Consider the following 16,319-nt stretch of genomic DNA (forward strand, 5'->3'; position numbering starts at 1 on the left):
CACTCGTCGCGCCGTCAGTCAGGCCCGACCACGTCGTCGATCACTCACTATGCCGAACGGAGGGTATGCATGCTCATGGGTTATCAGAGTCGGCGCATTCCGTGGCCGTCACCCGGAGGCCAGTTCGTCCTCGAGCCATGTGCGTCCACGGGTGCGTGGCGTGAGCCGTACGCCGGCCAGGCGCGAGGTGAGCCGCTCGGCCTCAGTCTGCACCGCACCCCTGGCGTCGGCACCGACGTCCTCCAGGAACCTGCACACGACGTCGCCGTTGCCGTCCTGCGCCCAGCCACCGACGATGCGTCCGTTCCACCACAGAGAGGGGCCGATATTGCCGTTCCTGTCGAAGAGACGCGGGCCGTGCTCCCCGAGGAACCAGCCGCGGTGCTGCCAGCCCATCGGAGAGGAGTCGAGTGCGGGCAGCAGGGCGGCCCAGGGCTCGGGAGGGGGAGTCTCCTCGATGTCGTCCGGGAGCAGCAGTCCGGCTGTTCCCGCCAAGTCGACCTCAACGGGACGCAGTTCGGTCAGCGCCCGCTTGGTCTGAGTCTTGGTCCACCCGGTCCACCAGCGCAGGTCGTCCGCGGTGGCCGGGCCGAACGCCCGCAGCCAGCGCCGGGCGAGCTCAGTTTCGGCCTTCTGCGTGTCCCAGTCGGCGAGGCCACCGGGCAACCAGTCCGACAGAGGCGCCCATCGGTACTGATGGGAGGTCCACGTGCCGCGTGGCCTGCCCCGAACCACGTGCCCCTCAGCAGCGAGCAACAGAAGAAGCCGACTGGCCAGCTTCTGTCGTCCCTCGTAACTCTTGCCGCGAGCCATGACGAGTTCCGTGCTCAACCGGGGGTCGTCGACGGCGAGTTCAGCCGCCGTCGCCTCACCTCGTTCCTCAAGGGCTCGCAGGGCCGCCCCTTCGGCTTCTGCCAGCCATGCCTTCACACCCGCCTCGTCGTCGGCGACCCCGGACTCGGTGAGCATGCGCAGGACGAGACGGCGCTCCCGCGCGGCGACCGCCCGCGAACAGGCGGCCTGCAGCACCGGAGCCACGTCCAGAGAGGTCACGAAAACGGTGCGCCGCATTCCCAGCAGCCGGATCAGCGACCGATCCTCGTACAGGGCGCGCTGCACGTCCGCCACGTCGCCGTTCCGCATGCGCGCCCAGGCGCCCACATATACGGACGACGGATCCGTGCCGTGCAGGGCCAGCAGGGAACGCGCAACCTCGACGGGGTCGTCCGACTTGGTGCTCGTCGTCAGCCGGTGCCGCAGCGCCAGTCGTGCCCGCCGTTCCGCCACATCGATGCGTCGCACCACGCCCCCTGCCCGTCCTTCTCGTGGATCACGCGCCCGCCGTCGGACTGTCCATGTGACGCTCCCCGTACGGACGGAACAGCCCTTCCTGCACGACCGACACCAACATGCGGCCCTCGGTGTCATAGATCCGGCCGCGAGCGAGACCGCGGCCCCCCGTGATGATGGGGGACTCCTGGTCGTAGAGGAACCACTCGTCGGCACGGAAGGGGCGGTGGAACCACATGGCGTGGTCGAGGGAGGCCATGTCGAACCCGCGCGGCCCCCAGAGCGGCTCCACCGGGATGCGGACGGCGTCAAGGAGCGTCATGTCGCTCGCATACGTGAGCGCGCACGTGTGCACGAGGGGGTCGTCGCCCAGCGGGCCGACGGCGCGCATCCACACGGCACTGCGCGGCTCGGCGTCCTTGATCTCCTCGGGGGTCCAGCGCAGCCGGTCCACGTAGCGGATGTCGAAGGGCTGGCGCCGGGCCATGCGTTCCAGTTGCTCGGGAAGGGCGCCGAGGTGCTCCCTGATCTCCTCCGCGACCGTGGGCAGCGACTCCGGGTCGGGGGCCGTCAATCGCGGCGGAAGTTGGTGTTCGAAGGCGCCCTGTTCGGGCTGATGGAAGGAGGCGGTGAGATTGAAGATCGTGCGACCCTGCTGGACCGCAGTGACGCGGCGCGTGGTGAAGGAGCGCCCGTCCCGGACTCGTTCGACCTGGTACACGATGGGGACGCCGGGGCGGCCCGGACGCAGGAAGTACGCGTGGAGCGAGTGCACCGGCCGGTCGCCTTCGGTGGTGCGGCCGGCCGCCACCAGGGCCTGCCCGGCGACCTGGCCGCCGAAGACACGCTGCAGGGACTCGTTCGGACTGCGGCCCCGGAAGATGTTGACCTCGATCTGCTCCAGGTCCAGCAGGTCGACCAGCCGGTCGGCGGGGTTGTTCATGACCGTTCTTCGACTCCTGTCCGGGGTGCGTGGATCTTGGGGGTGGTCAGAGCTGGCCGACGTCCGTGATCCGGACGATGGCACGGCCCTCCTCGTCGGAAGCCGCGAGGTCGACCTCCGCGCTGATGCCCCAGTCATGGTCGCCGTTCGGGTCGGCGAACGTCTGGCGGACGCGCCACAGACCGTGCTCGGGATCCTCCTCGATGAGCAACAGCTTGGGGCCGCGGGCGTCGGGACCGGTGCCGAGATCCTCGTACTCGTCCCAGTACTTGTCCATGGCTTCGCCCCAGGCGTCCGCGTCCCAGCCGGCGTCGGCGTCCAGCTCGCCCAGCTCCTCGACGTGGTCGAGGGCGGCCAGCTCGACCCTGCGGAACATGGCGTTGCGCACCAGGACACGGAAGGCGCGAGCGTTGGCCGTGACCGGCTTGACCTGGTCGGCCTTCTCCTGGGCCTCCTCGGCCGTCATGACCTCGGGGTTGGCCAGCTGCTCCCATTCGTCGAGGAGGCTGGAGTCGACCTGGCGCACCAGCTCGCCGAGCCAGGCGATCAGATCCTCCAGGTCCTCGGACTTCAGATCGTCCGGGATGGTGTGCTCCAGCGCCTTGTACGCGCTCGCGAGGTAGCGCAGCACGATGCCCTCGGTGCGGGCGAGCTCGTAGAAGGACGTGAATTCCGTGAAGGTCAGCGCCCGTTCGTACATGTCCCGGATGACGGACTTCGGGGACAGCGGATGGTCGCCCACCCACGGGTGGCTGGTGCGGTACGTGTTGTAGGCGTGGAAGAGGAGCTCCTCCAGAGGCTTCGGGTACGTGATGTCCTGGAGCCGCTCCATCCGCTCCTCGTACTCGACACCGTCCGCCTTCATGAGCGCCACGGCCTCGCCGCGGGCCTTGTTCTGCTGGGCCGCGAGGATCTGACGCGGGTCGTCGAGGGTGGACTCGACGACGGACACCATGTCCAGGGCGTACGAGGGCGACTCGGGGTCGAGGACCTCGAAGGCGGCGAGGGCGAAGGTCGACAGCGGCTGGTTCAGGGCGAAGTCCTGCTGGAGGTCGACCGTCAGACGCACGATGCGGCCGGTGGCGTCCGGTTCGTCGAGCTTCTCGACGACGCCGCCGGCGAGCAGCGAGCGGTAGATCGCGATGGCCCTGCGGATGTGCCGCAGCTGCTGCTTGCGCGGCTCGTGGTTGTCCTCGAGGAGGTGACGCATCGCTTCGAAGGCGTTGCCGGGCCGGGCGATGACGGACAGCAGCATGGTGTGCGTGACCCGGAAGCGGGAGGTCAGCGGCTCGGGGTCGGAGGCGATGAGCTTCTCGAAGGTGCTCTCCGACCAGGCGACGAACCCTTCGGGTGCCTTCTTGCGGACCACCTTGCGGCGCTTCTTGGCGTCGTCACCTGCTTTGGCGAGCGCCTTCTCGTTCTCGATGACGTGTTCGGGCGCCTGGGCGACCACAAGGCCCGCCGTGTCGAAGCCCGCACGGCCGGCGCGTCCGGCGATCTGATGGAACTCCCGGGCGCGCAGGGTGCGGACGCGGCTGCCGTCGTACTTGGTGAGGGCCGTGAAGAGCACTGTGCGGATCGGGACGTTGACGCCGACGCCCAGGGTGTCCGTGCCGCAGATGACCTTGAGCAGCCCCGCCTGCGCGAGCTTCTCCACCAGGCGGCGGTACTTGGGCAGCATGCCGGCGTGGTGCACGCCGATACCGTGGCGCACGTAGCGCGAGAGGTTGCGGCCGAACTTGGTGGTGAAGCGGAAGTTGCCGATCAGGTCGGCGATCTTGTCCTTCTCCTCGCGCGTGCACATGTTGATGCTCATCAGCGACTGCGCCCGCTCGACCGCCTGGGCCTGGGTGAAGTGCACGATGTAGACCGGCGCCTGCTTGGTCTCGAGGAGCTCGGTGAGCGTCTCGGTGATGGGCGTCAGGCGGTACTCGTAGGACAGCGGAACGGGCCGGGTGGCGGAACGGACGACCGAGGTCGGGCGGCCGGTGCGGCGCGTCAGATCCTTTTCGAACATGCTGACGTCGCCGAGCGTGGCCGACATGAGGATGAACTGCGTCTGCGGAAGTTCGAGCAGCGGAATCTGCCACGCCCAGCCACGGTCCGGCTCGGCGTAGAAGTGGAACTCGTCCATCACGACCTGGCCGATGTCGGCGTGCTTGCCGTCCCGCAGCGCGATGGAGGCGAGGACCTCGGCCGTGCAGCAGATGACGGGGGCGTCGGCGTTGACCGACGCGTCACCGGTCAGCATGCCGACGTTCTCCGTGCCGAAGAGCTTGCACAGATCGAAGAACTTCTCCGACACCAGAGCCTTGATCGGTGCTGTGTAGAAGGTGACCTTGTCCTGGGCGAGGGCAGTGAAGTGGGCGCCCGCGGCGACCAGGCTCTTGCCGGAGCCGGTCGGCGTGGACAAGATCACGTTCGCCCCGGAGACCACCTCGATCAGCGCCTCCTCCTGGGCCGGGTAGAGAGTGATGCCCTGGTCCTCGGCCCACGACGAGAAGGCTTCAAAGAGGGCATCGGGGTCGGCATCCGGCGGCAGCTGATCGATAAGGGTCACACCCCCATCTTGCCTTCCTTCTCACCCGATGAGGGAACCGGAGGGCCCCACGAAGATCACGAACGCTACGCTGTGTCGCCAACGGGGCGTCAGAACAATGGAAATGGGGCGGGCAACAGCAATGATGGGACCGGCACACTCGCTGTCGGGGGCGGCAGCCTGGCTGGGGGTCGGCGCCGCTGCGGCGGCCGCGGGGCACACGATGCCCTGGCCGGTCCTCCTCGTGGGGGCTCTGATCTGCGCGGGAGCGGCGCTCGCGCCCGATCTCGACCACAAGTCGGCGACCATCTCGCGAGCCTTCGGGCCGCTCTCCCGGGGCGTGTGCGAGATTGTCGACAAACTCTCGTACGCGGTCTACAAAGCGACACGCAAGCAGGGGGACCCCCGCCGCTCGGGCGGGCACCGCACGCTCACGCACACCTGGCTGTGGGCCGTGCTGATCGGAGCCGGAGCCTCGGCCCTGGCGATCTTCGGCGGCCGCTGGGCGGTCCTCGGGATTCTCTTCGTCCATATGGTGCTCGCCATCGAGGGCCTGCTGTGGCGGGCGGCCCGCGGCTCGAGCAGCGACGTGCTGGTGTGGCTGCTGGCCGCGACGAGCGCCTGGATCCTCGCCGGTGTCCTGGACAAGCCCGGCAACGGCGCGGACTGGCTGTTCACGGCGCCCGGCCAGGAGTATCTGTGGCTGGGACTTCCGATCGTGCTCGGTGCGCTGGTGCACGATGTCGGCGACGCGCTGACCGTCTCGGGATGCCCGATCCTGTGGCCCATCCCCATCGGACGCAAGCGTTGGTATCCGATCGGACCGCCGAAAGTGATGCGGTTCCGGGCCGGCAGCTGGATCGAGCTCAAGGTGCTCATGCCGGTGTTCATGCTGCTCGGGGGAGTGGGCGGCGCGGCCGCACTCAACTTCATCTGAACCATCACTCCCCCAGGGGCTACGTCCCTCGCGGGGGCGACGCCAGCTCAGGTGGTGTTCGGCGGCTGCCCGTGCCAGGAGCGCCAGAGCGCCGCGTAGGCGCCGTCGGCCGCCACGAGGTCGTCGTGGGGGCCGAGCTCGGTGATCCGGCCCTCCTCCATGACCGCCACCCGGTCCGCGTCGTGGGCCGTCTGCAGACGGTGGGCGATGGCGATGACGGTGCGCCCGCGCAGGACGGCGGCCACAGCGCGTTCGGTATGCCGTGCAGTCGTCGGATCCAGGAGCGCCGTGGCCTCATCGAGGATCAAGGTGTGAGGGTCGGCGAGGAGGACGCGGGCCAGTGCCAGTTGCTGGGCCTGGGCGCCCTGCAACCGGTGGCCTCCAGGGCCAATCTCCGTGTCGAGTCCGTGCGGCAGGCCGTCGTACCAGTCCGCGCCGACCGCCGCCAGGGCTCCTTCGAGATCGGTGTCGGGGGCGGACTCCGCCGCGATGCGCAGGTTGTCCCGGACAGTGCCGAGGAAGACGTGGTGCTCCTGGGTGACGAGGACGACCTGACGGCGCAGCCGGTCGTGCGCCAGCTCGGCGATCGGCACGCCGCCGACGGTGACGGCACCCGAGGTCGGAGCGTCGATGCCGGCGAGCAGACGGCTCAGTGTGCTCTTGCCGGCACCGGAGGGCCCGACAATGGCCAGACGCTCGCCGGGCCGTACGGACATGTCGACACCGCGCAGAACCTCGGCCCCGCTGCCGTAGGCGAAACGCACGCCACGCAACTCGATGCGGTCGTCCTCGGGCGCACCGCCTGGGGCGGGGACGAACAAGGCAGCAGCCGGTGCGGAGGCGTCGGCCACGGCGGGAGCGTCGGCGGGGCCTGTCGGCGCGGCGGCCAGGCCCTCGACCCGGGCGAAGGAGGCGCCACTGCTCTGCACCTGTTCGACCTGCTGCAGGATCGTGTCGAGGGGCTGGGAGAGCTGGCGCAGATACAGCGCCGAAGCGACCACCGTGCCCAGGCTCACGGAGCCCTCTCCGTGCAGAGCTCCACCGACGAGCAGCACGGCGACGACCGGTACGGCGTACGAGGCGTCGATGGCAGGGAAGAGCACGCTGCGCAGGAAGAGCGTCCGGTCATGGGCGGCGACGCACCGTTCGATCTCCCTCTCGCCGTCGGCGATGCGGCGCTCGCGCAGACCGAAGGCCTCGACGGTGCGGGCCCCGGACGCGGTGGCGGCCAGGACCTCCGCCAGCGCGGAGTGCGCCGCTCCCTGCTCGAGGTAGGCGGAGTGCGCCCGGCGCAGGTACCAGCGGGTGGCGAACCAGATGCCGGTGAGACCGAGCACACCGCAGACGCCGAGCAGAGGGTCGAGGAGGAAGACCGCGCCGAGGATGAACAGGGCCTGCACGGCTGCGACGAAGACGTCGGGGCCCGTATCGCGCAGCGCCTGCCCGGCCGTGGCCACGTCGGTCGTGCCGCGGGCAGTCAGGTCCCCGGCACCGGCGCGCTCCACGACCGAGGCGGGCAGCGCGAGTGCCCGGTCGACGAACCCCTCGCGGATCCGGGCGAGGGTCCGCTCACCGAACCGGTGGGCGAGGTAGCGGGCGTGGCGTGCCAGGAGAAGCTGGGCGATGGCTCCGGCGAGGATGCCGAGCGCGAGGCCGTCGACGGCGGCGACGCCCCCGCCGTCCTTGACCGTGTTGATGATGCGTCCCAAGAGCCAGGGGCCGACCAGGCCGGCGGCCGCGGCGAGGGCGTTGAAGACGATCATCGTGGTGAAGGCGGTGGTGTCCTTACGTATCAGACCCACGGCGGCCCGACGGACCTGGCGGCGGTCGGCCACGGGCAGGAGTCCGGGAGCGGCATCGGAGGCGTCACGATGTCCGGGCGGTATGGCATGCGTCATCGGAGTGCCTCATGACCCGGTTCGGCGGCGGAGTGTCGCGATGGCGCGTGACGGGGTGGTGTGGGCGGCTTCTCCGTCTCGTCACCGTTCTCGTCGCCGGGCGACACCAGGCGCCGGTAGTCGGGGCGCTCGGTCAGGAGATCGCGATGGCGGCCGACGGCGGTCACTCGTCCGTCGACCAGGTAGTACACGGTGTCGGCCTGGTCGAGGACGAGCGGCGACGTACTCGTCACCAGGGTCGTACGGCCCTGGCGCGCGGCGCGCAGCCGGGCCGCCATGGTCGCCGCTGTGTGGGCGTCGACCGCCGACGTGGGGTCGACCGCCAGGAGGATTTCGGGGTCGGCGAGGAGCGCGCGGGCCAGGCGGATGCGTTGGCGTTGCCCGCCGGAGAGGTTGTGGCCGTGGGCTTCGAGCAGCGCGTCGAGGCCGTCCGGCAGGCCGAGCAGGATGTCGCGTGCCGCAGCGTCCTCGACCGCGCGTGCAAGTGCGTCCTCCTGCGGAGACCACCGTCCGGAGATCGCCGCGCGCAGCGTGCCGGCGAAGAGGTCGGCTTCGTTGTCCGCCACCAGAATCCGGGAACGGACTTCGTCGAGCGCCATGGCGTCGAGTCGGACCGAGCCCCAGGTGGCGGGGGAGGGGGCGAAGCGGCCGAGACGATCGACGACGTCGGCGCCGTCCGACGAGTGACGGGTGGCGAGCGCGGTGAGGACACCGGGCGCGACCTCTACACCGGATTGCGGGTCCCGCAGCGCGGACGGCGCCTGAGGACCGCGTACCGGGCGCGCACCGGGGCCCGTCCCGCCAGGCGACACACCCGAGCGCTGTCTTCGGCCCGCTGCCCCGGCCGCTACCTTCGCCAAGCCCCCTTCCGCCAAGCCCCCTTCCGCCAAGCCCTCTTCCGACATCCCCAGTTCGGCCAAGCCTCGTCCTGCCGAACCCCGTCCCGTCGCCTCCTGTTCGGGCGACCCTCGCTCGGCCAAAGGCTCCGCCAGGGCGCCGTTCAGACTTTCCGGTTCCAGGTTCAGGAAGTTCACGACCCGTCGCGCGGCGACCAGGCCCCGGCCGATGTCGTAGCCCGCCTCGAAGAAGAAGGTCACCGGTACCACGAGCACGGCGACGTAACCGTAGACGGCCACCAACTCGCCCACTGTTATGGATCCCTGAGCGGCCATGCGTGCGGCGAGCCACGTCACGGCCGCCAGGAACAAGGCGGGCAGGCCGAGGCCGAAGGCCTGGATCCAGCTCATGCTCGATCCGACGCGGTATCCCTCGTCCTGGAGCCGACGAGAGCCGTCCCGGTAACGGGCCGCGAACACAGCTTTGCCGCCCAGGCCGTTGAGGACGCGCAGCCCGCCGGCGAGGTCGCCGAGGGTCGCCGCGAGAGCGCCCTGGCGTTCCCGGTAATCCGTCTCCGCTCCTTGCAGCCGACTGAGAAACGGTCCGACGAGCATGGCGAGCAGTGGCACGCCGACCAATACCACCACGGCAAGCAGAGCGGAGACGGAGAAGAGGAGTGCGGCCACTACGACGTAGGAGAGCACCGCGCCCACGCCGGGCCCCGTCACGGTGAGGGTCTGGCTGATCACGCCCACGTCGGAGTGGCCGATCGTCACGACGTCACTCGCGGAGAGTCGACGCGGCAGCGTGGCGCCGAGCCGGGTCGCGTGGTCGATCACGACGCGCACGGTGCGAAAGTAGGCGTCGAGACGGACACGCGTCATCGTGCGATGCCGCATGATCGCCAGCCAGGCGTTCAACACGCCGATGCCGAACAGAACCGCGGACCAGGTGAGCAGGGCGGACCGGTCGCCGGGCCGCAGTCCGTCATCGATCGCGTGCGACAGGACGTACGGGGGAAGCGTGAGGCAGATCATCCACGCGCTGCCCAACAGGGCGCCCAGGGCCACACGTCGGGGCTGGCAGACGGTCACCCACCAGAGGTAGCGGGCCGGCCCGCGGTGGTCGGGGGTGCCGGGATCCGTGGGAGATACGGCCATCTCCGAACCCTAACTACCTCTGCTCGCAGCCTGACAGGGCGCCTTGCGTCCACCCCGACCACCCACCCGAGCGCCGCGTGCGAGTTCAACAGGCCTGCCAAGCAGACGAGTTCGCGTCCGGCCCCGCCACCCCTACCCGTGCCAGGACCGCCACAGGGCTGCGTACGCGCCGTTCGCCGTCACCAGTTGGTCGTGGGTGCCCAGTTCGCTGATCCGCCCTTCCTCTACCACCGCGATCACGTCCGCGTCGTGTGCCGTGTGCAACCGGTGGGCGATGGCCACGACCGTGCGGCCGTCGAGGACTCTGGCGAGGGAGCATTCCAGGTGCCGGGCCGCACGCGGGTCGAGGAGGGAGGTCGCCTCGTCCAGGACCAGGGTGTGCGGGTCGGCGAGGACCAGGCGGGCCAGGGCGATCTGCTGCGCCTGTGCCGGCGTCAGTGCGAAGCCGCCGGAGCCGACCTCGGTGTCGAGGCCGTCTTCCAGGCTCTGAGCCCAGTCGGCAGCGTCCACCGCGCCGAGTGCGGCCCAGAGTTCGGCGTCCCGCGCGCCGGTGCGTGCCAGCAGGAGGTTGTCGCGCAGGGACCCCACGAAGACGTGGTGTTCCTGGTTGACCAGGGCCACATGGGCGCGCACCTCCTCCGCGGGCATGGCCGTCAACGCCGCACCGCCCAGAGTGACATGGCCGGTGCGCGGCCCGTAGATGCCCGCGAGAAGCCGTCCGAGTGTGGACTTGCCCGCGCCCGACGGGCCGACCAGGGCGACGCGAGAGCCGGGTTCCACGGCCAGGGACACCTCGCGGAGCACGTCCACGCCCGCGCGGTATCCGAAGTGCACGTCGTCGGCGAGGACACGGCGGCCCTCCGGAATGACGGACGAGTCGCCGGCGTCCGGCTCGATGTCGCGTACGCCGACGAGCCGGGCCAGCGAGACCTGCGCGACCTGAAGCTCGTCGTACCAGCGCAGGATGATCCCCAGCGGATCCACGAGCATCTGCGCGATCAGCACGCCGGTCGTCAGTTGCCCCACGCCGATCCACCCCTGGAGGACGAAGACGCCGCCCATCATCAGCGTCGAACAGAGGACCGTCACATGGGTGAAACTGATCACCGGGAAGAGGACCGACCGCAGGTAGAGGGTGTAGCGCTCCCAGGCGGTCCACTCCTTGATGCGACGTTCGGACATCTCGATGCGGCGGGGGCCGAGGCGATGGGCCTCCACGGTGCGTCCCGCGTCGACGGTCTCGGTGAGGGCGGCCGCGACGGCGGCGTATCCGGCGGCCTCCGAACGGTAGGCGGCAGGCGCCCGCTTGAAGTACCAGCGGCAGCCCACGACGAGGAGGGGTACGGCGATGAGTACGGCGGGCGCCAGCGGTGGCGCGGTCACCGCGAGTCCGCCGAGCAGCAGGACGACCCAGACCACGCCGATGGCGAGCTGCGGCACCGCTTCGCGCATGGCGTTGGCGAGTCGGTCGATGTCCGTGGTGATGCGCGAGAGCAGGTCGCCGGTGCCGGCGCGCTCCAGGACACCGGGCGGCAGCCCGACGGAGCGTACGAGGAAGTCCTCGCGCAGGTCCGCCAGCATCTGTTCGCCGAGCATCGCACCACGCAGCCGTACCTCGCGCACGAAGTAGGCCTGGACGAGCAGAGCGAGGGCGAACATCCCGATGGTGAGTTCCAGATGGAGGGCGCGGGCGTCGTCCGAGACCTTCTCGACCAGGTTGCCGAGCAGATAGGGGCCGGCCATCGAGGCGACGACGGCGAGCGTGTTGACCAGGATGAGGAGGAGGAAGGGGCGACGGTGACGTCGGAAGAGTTCGCGTACGTAGGTGCGTACGGTCGCGGCCGACCCGACGGGCAGGGTCTCCGTCGTCGTGGGGGCCGCCGGATCGTACTCCGGGGGCGCCAGGCCGATCATGCCGTCTCCTCGATGTCGAAGTCCGTTGTGAAGTCTGGGTCGAACTCTGTCCGTGCGTCCCGTGCGTCCCGTGCGTCTCGTGCGTCCCGTGCGTGCTGTGGGTCCCGTGCGTGCTGTGGGTCCCGTGGGTCCGCGGCGACGCGCTCGGCGTCGGTCTCGCGGGTGACGACCGCGCGGTACCGCGGTTCGCTGTGCATCAGTTCACGGTGTTCGCCCACGGCCGCGACTTCGCCGTCGGCCAGGAACACGACGCGCTCGGCGCGGTCCAGGAGCAGCGGCGAGGAGGTGAGCACCACGGTGGTGCGTCCCCGGCGCAGTTGCCGGATGCCGTCGGCGACGCGGGCCTCGGTGTGCGAGTCGACGGCGGAGGTCGGTTCGTCGAGCACCAGCGCCCCCGGGTCCGTGACCAGCGAGCGGGCCAGGGCGAGGCGTTGGCGTTGGCCGCCCGAGAGGGAGCGGCCGCGTTCCGTGAGGTGGGCGGTCATCGGGTCGTCGTCGACGGATGCCTGGGCCAGTGCGTCGAGGACGTCGGCGCACTGGGCGGCGGTGAGGGCCGCTTCCGGGCTGACGGCTCCCGACCTCGGAACGTCGAGCAGGGTGCGGAGCGTCCCGGAGAGCAGAACAGGATCCTTGTCTTGCACGAGGACCGCGGTGCGGGCGGTGTCCAGGGGCACATCGTCCAGGGGCACGTCACCCAGCCGTACGGAGGGCAGGTTCACGGCGTCCTCGAAAGCGGGGTGGCCGCCGAGACGTTCGGCGAGCCGTCCCGCCTCGTCCGGGTCGCCGCAGACCACGGCGGTGAGTCGGCCGGCCGGGGCGAGCAGGCCGGTCGCCGGGTCGTACAGGTCGCCGCCAGGTCCGGCGGGGGTCTCCACCGATTCCACCGATACGGACTCCACCGGCAGGTGCGCGCGGACACCTCCGGGAGGGCCTGCCTCGGCCCCAGCCCCAGCCCCAGCCTCGGCCTCGGCCTCGGCCTCGGCCCCGGACCCGGCATCGGCATCGGCATCGGCATCGGCCTTCCGCTTCTCCGCCATCCGACTCAGAGAGAGGACGCGGGCCGCCCGCTTCGCGGAGGGGCGTGAGAACGAGTACGCCATGGCGACCTCTTCGAAGTGCCGCAGCGGGTAGTTGAGCATCATGATCGCGCTGTAGACGGTGACGAGTTCGCCCACCGTGATGCGGCCCTCGCGGGCGAGGTGGACGCCGTACCAGACGACGGCGATCAGCAGCAGGCCGGGCATCAGGACCTGGATCGCCGAGATCACCGCCCACATCCTGGCGCTGCGCACCGCTGCGGTGCGGACCTCCTGCGACGCGCGGCGGTAGCGGTCGAGGAAGAGCTCCTCACCGCCGATGCCGCGCAGCACCCGCAGTCCGGCGACGGTGTCCGACGCCAGCTCGGTGGCCCGCCCCGCCTTCTCCCGCTGGAAGTCCGCCCGGCGCGTGGCGCGGGGCAGCAGCGGGAGCACGGCGAGCGCGAGCATCGGGATGCCTACGGCGACCACGGCGCCGAGGGCGGGCTGGTAGACGACGAGCCCGACGCAGACCAGGACGACCGTGAGGGCGGCCGCCGCGAACCGCGACAGCGCCTCCACGAACCATCCGATCTTCTCGACGTCGCCGGTGGAGACGGCCACGACCTCACCGGCGGCAACGCGTCGGGTGAGCGCGGAGCCGAGTGCGGCCGTCTTGCGGGCGAGCAGCTGCTGCACGCGGGCCGCGGCCGTGATCCAGTTGGTGACCGCGGTGCGGTGCAGCATCGTGTCGCCCACCGCGATGCCGACGCCGAGCAGGCCGATCAGCGCGCCGGCGAAGGCAAGCCGGCCACCGGAGCGGTCGAGCACGGCCTCGACGGCGACGCCGACCATGTACGGCAGTCCCGCGATGCAGGAGAAGTGGAGCAGGCCCCAGGCGAGGGACTTGAGTTGTCCGCCGAGCTGGTTGCGGCCCAGCCACAGCAGGAAGCGCGGCCCCGACCGGGCATCGGGTACGCCGGGGTCGGGGAACGGAAGGTCGCGAATCTGCATGACGTCCCAGGGCTCGGTGCGGCGGCCGTCGCTCCGGACCATGACCGAGGGAGCGGACAGCGGTTGCAAACCGTGAAAGGTTCACCTCGCGCGGCACTCCGAGGCAAACGGTTTTCCGCCTCGGGGTAAAGAATCGGCCCTGTCCCGGAGTGGGCCGTGGGGCCGTGGGGGAGTACCGCGGACCAGGTGCGACCATGGGCGGATGCGTATAGCCGGTGTGGTGCGAATCGGGGTCGCGGCAGCGGCCTGCGGTGTTCTTCTGACGTCCTGCGCGAGCGGGAACGACGACGGTTCCGGAGACGGCGACGCCGGTCACGGCAAGGGCGCCCAGGGCAGCGGCAAGGGTGCCGCCGCCGCTGATCTTCGGCGCATCCCCGACGTGGGCGACGGTTTGCAGTCCAAGATCCCCGAGAACTCCCGCCAGGTGGTCGCGGTCTACGGCGACGGCGTGAACTCCGCCGACTCGACGGTCGTGCTCTACACGAAGTCGTCGGACCAGGACAAGACCTGGGAGAAGGCCCGAAGCTGGCCCGCGCACAACGGAAAGAAGGGCTGGACCACCGACCACCGGGAGAACGACAAGCGCAGCCCGGTCGGCGTGTTCACGCTCACCGACGCGGGCGGGGTGCTCGCGGACCCGGGCGCCAAGTTCCCGTACACGAAGTCGGCGTCCATCCAGGCCCCGCACTACTGGCCCAAGACGCACTGGCACGACTTCGACTACGTCATCGCCATCGACTACAACCGCGCCAAGGGCACGCCGCCGAACGACCCGACCCGGCCGCAGGGGCAGGAGAAGGGTGGCAGCATCTGGCTGCACATGGACCACGGCAGCGGCACGTCGGGCTGTGTGAGTCTGTCCAAGTCGGGCATGGAGTCGCTGCTGCGCACGCTCGACCCGAAGCAGCACCCGGTCGTGGTGATGGGCGACAAGGCGAACCTGCGGGCGTGAACCGTCGGGCAGCACCAAGGGGGAGTGCGGGGTCGGGCGGCACCACGTGGAAGTGAAGCGTCGGACCGAGCCAGGTGGACGTGAAGCGTCGGGCCGCACCATTGCGGTGATCGGGAACTGCCCATAGAAATCCCCCATGAGAAGACGCGTCATGTCCATGCTCGCCGGCGCGGCCCTCGCCGCGAGCACTCTCCTCGGCGCAGGCCCGGCCACCGCTGACGGTGCCGTCGATCGCCCCACGGCCGACACCGCCCGGCCTGCCGCGACGCCCCCGCCCGAATTCGGTTCCGACTGGCACGATCCGGTCACCGCGGCCCCGCCGGTGCCGAGACCGCACACCAGGTCATGCGAAGTGACCGTCGCGGAGGCCCAGTTCAAGGACTTCACCCCGTACGAAGGGACCTACTCCCCTCCGAAGAAGTGCGGTGCCGGGCGCTGGGGCAAGGTGGTCCTGCGCCTGGACGGAAAGGTGAAGGGACGGCAGTACGACCGGCTCGGCTACCTGCGCATCGGCGGCGTCGAGGTCTTCCGCACCTCGACACCGGAGCCCTCGGCCGACGGCATCACCTGGTCCGTGGAGAAGGACGTCACCCGCTACAGCGAGACGTTGAGCCGGGGCCAGCAGGTCGAGATGCTCATCGGCAACGTCGTCGACGACACCTACACCGGGATCATCGACGTCAAGGCGACGCTGACGTTCTACGCGCAGGAGAAGCGCCCCGCCACGCCGCAGGCGACGCCCGACCGTGTCATTCCGCTCGCGGACGGCACGTCCCTCACCACCCCGCGCAACAGCGAACGCATCGTCGCCGAGGTGTACGCCACCGGCTCCGGCGGCGGCTGCGAGGAGTACTGGTACCTGACCGTGCCGGACGCCGCGCCCTACTCCTGCAAGGCCGACAAGGGCCCCTACCGCGAGGTTCAGGTCACGGTCGACGGTCAACTGGCGGGCATCGCCGCGCCGTTCCCGACCGTCTGGACCGGCGGCCGGTCCAACCCCTTTCTCTGGTATGTGATCCCCGGGCCCCGCGCCTTCGACATCAAGCCCGTCGAGTACGACCTCACGCCCTTCGCCGGCATCCTCAACGACGGCCGTCCGCACCGGGTGGAGGTCTCCGTCGTCGGTGTCCCCGAGGCGCAGACCGGCTGGAGCACCCCGGTCAACGTCCTGGTCTGGCAGGACGAGAAGAGCGAGCACGTCACGGGCCGGCTGACCCGCCACCAGGAGGGCGCGCCGGTGAACGAGTCGACGTACAAGCCCGGTTCCGGACAGGACCCGCACCGCTTGGACACGACGGGCGGCCACCGGCTCAGCCTCTCGGGGTACGTGAACACCTCGCACGGCCGCGTGACGACGACCGTGAACCGCACGCTTGCCACCACCTCGGTCCACCGCTGGACCGACGGCGAGGCGAGGGACGCGCTCGAGGCCACATGGACCGACCGCGAGACGGTCACGACGGGCCGCAGGGCCGTGCGCACCGACCGCACGTACAGCATGGACGGCACGACGACCCTCGGAGCCGGTGACCGGCTGCGGACCGAGATCTCGCTCGGCGACCGGACGGAAAGCCGCACGAGCCACATGGGCGGCGGTGGGCCGCGCGGCAACGGCAACTGGTCGGTACGGGACGACCGTTACGACGGCGACGCGACGTACACCGCCAATGTCCCGCGCGACCAGCGCCATGCCGTGGGCACGTCGCGCGAGCGCTACCGACTGATCGGCGACACGGGCTGCTACGACCGCACCCTCGCCACGGCCCAAGGCACCCTCACCGAGGACCGCCGGCGCTGCTGACCGGCGGTTGACCGAACA

Annotated in this window: 10 protein-coding genes; 3 read left to right on the forward strand and 7 right to left on the reverse strand. The window is 70.4% G+C overall.

What is annotated here, in order from left to right; genetic code table 11:
- Positions 1-108: 108 nt before the first annotated feature.
- From ACZ6CV_RS24535 to ACZ6CV_RS24545, 3 genes are read right to left on the reverse strand one after another with little or no spacing between them, the layout of a single operon-like run.
- Positions 109-1,305: a winged helix DNA-binding domain-containing protein gene (locus tag ACZ6CV_RS24535; protein WP_469252864.1), complete on the reverse strand. Its 1,197-nt coding sequence runs from the start codon at positions 1,303-1,305 to the stop codon at positions 109-111.
- A 25-nt stretch (positions 1,306-1,330) separates the two neighbouring features.
- Positions 1,331-2,233: an acyl-CoA thioesterase gene (locus ACZ6CV_RS24540; protein WP_469252865.1), complete on the reverse strand. Its 903-nt coding sequence runs from the start codon at positions 2,231-2,233 to the stop codon at positions 1,331-1,333.
- Between the two features lie 46 nt (positions 2,234-2,279).
- A complete protein-coding gene (locus ACZ6CV_RS24545) occupies positions 2,280-4,793 on the reverse strand; it encodes a DEAD/DEAH box helicase (protein ID WP_469252866.1) in 2,514 nt (837 codons plus the stop codon).
- Between the two features lie 121 nt (positions 4,794-4,914).
- On the opposite strand from ACZ6CV_RS24545, the gene ACZ6CV_RS24550 reads away from it, so the two are divergent.
- Complete coding sequence (locus tag ACZ6CV_RS24550) at positions 4,915-5,709, forward strand: metal-dependent hydrolase (RefSeq protein WP_362373466.1); 795 nt, start codon at positions 4,915-4,917, stop codon at positions 5,707-5,709.
- A 47-nt stretch (positions 5,710-5,756) separates the two neighbouring features.
- Here ACZ6CV_RS24550 and ACZ6CV_RS24555 read toward each other — a convergent pair whose 3' ends face one another.
- The 4 genes from ACZ6CV_RS24555 to ACZ6CV_RS24570 all read right to left on the reverse strand — a co-directional run bounded on the left by ACZ6CV_RS24555 (position 5,757) and on the right by ACZ6CV_RS24570 (position 13,548).
- Entirely contained in the window at positions 5,757-7,607 is a 1,851-nt protein-coding gene (locus ACZ6CV_RS24555; RefSeq protein WP_469252867.1) for an ABC transporter ATP-binding protein, read from the reverse strand.
- On the reverse strand, positions 7,604-9,604 hold the full coding sequence (locus ACZ6CV_RS24560; RefSeq protein ID WP_469252868.1) for an ABC transporter transmembrane domain-containing protein: 2,001 nt from the start codon (positions 9,602-9,604) through the stop codon (positions 7,604-7,606). The genes ACZ6CV_RS24555 and ACZ6CV_RS24560 overlap by 4 nt, the downstream gene beginning before the upstream one ends.
- A 132-nt stretch (positions 9,605-9,736) precedes the next feature.
- Complete coding sequence (locus ACZ6CV_RS24565; RefSeq protein ID WP_469252869.1) at positions 9,737-11,518, reverse strand: ABC transporter ATP-binding protein; 1,782 nt, start codon at positions 11,516-11,518, stop codon at positions 9,737-9,739.
- Positions 11,515-13,548 carry an ABC transporter transmembrane domain-containing protein gene (locus tag ACZ6CV_RS24570; protein ID WP_469253023.1) on the reverse strand — a complete coding sequence of 678 codons (2,034 nt, stop codon included), beginning with the start codon at positions 13,546-13,548 and terminating at the stop codon, positions 11,515-11,517. The genes ACZ6CV_RS24565 and ACZ6CV_RS24570 overlap by 4 nt, the downstream gene beginning before the upstream one ends.
- Positions 13,549-13,750: 202 nt before the next feature.
- Here ACZ6CV_RS24570 and ACZ6CV_RS24575 point away from each other — a divergent pair, with 202 nt between their 5' ends.
- Positions 13,751-14,500, forward strand: a complete 750-nt coding sequence (locus ACZ6CV_RS24575) for a L,D-transpeptidase family protein (protein WP_469252870.1) — start codon at positions 13,751-13,753, stop codon at positions 14,498-14,500.
- A gap of 136 nt (positions 14,501-14,636) precedes the next feature.
- Positions 14,637-16,301: a peptide-N4-asparagine amidase gene (locus tag ACZ6CV_RS24580; protein ID WP_469252871.1), complete on the forward strand. Its 1,665-nt coding sequence runs from the start codon at positions 14,637-14,639 to the stop codon at positions 16,299-16,301.
- The last annotated feature ends 18 nt before the right edge of the window (positions 16,302-16,319 follow it).

The organism is Streptomyces sp. NPDC041713, from assembly GCF_055591085.1.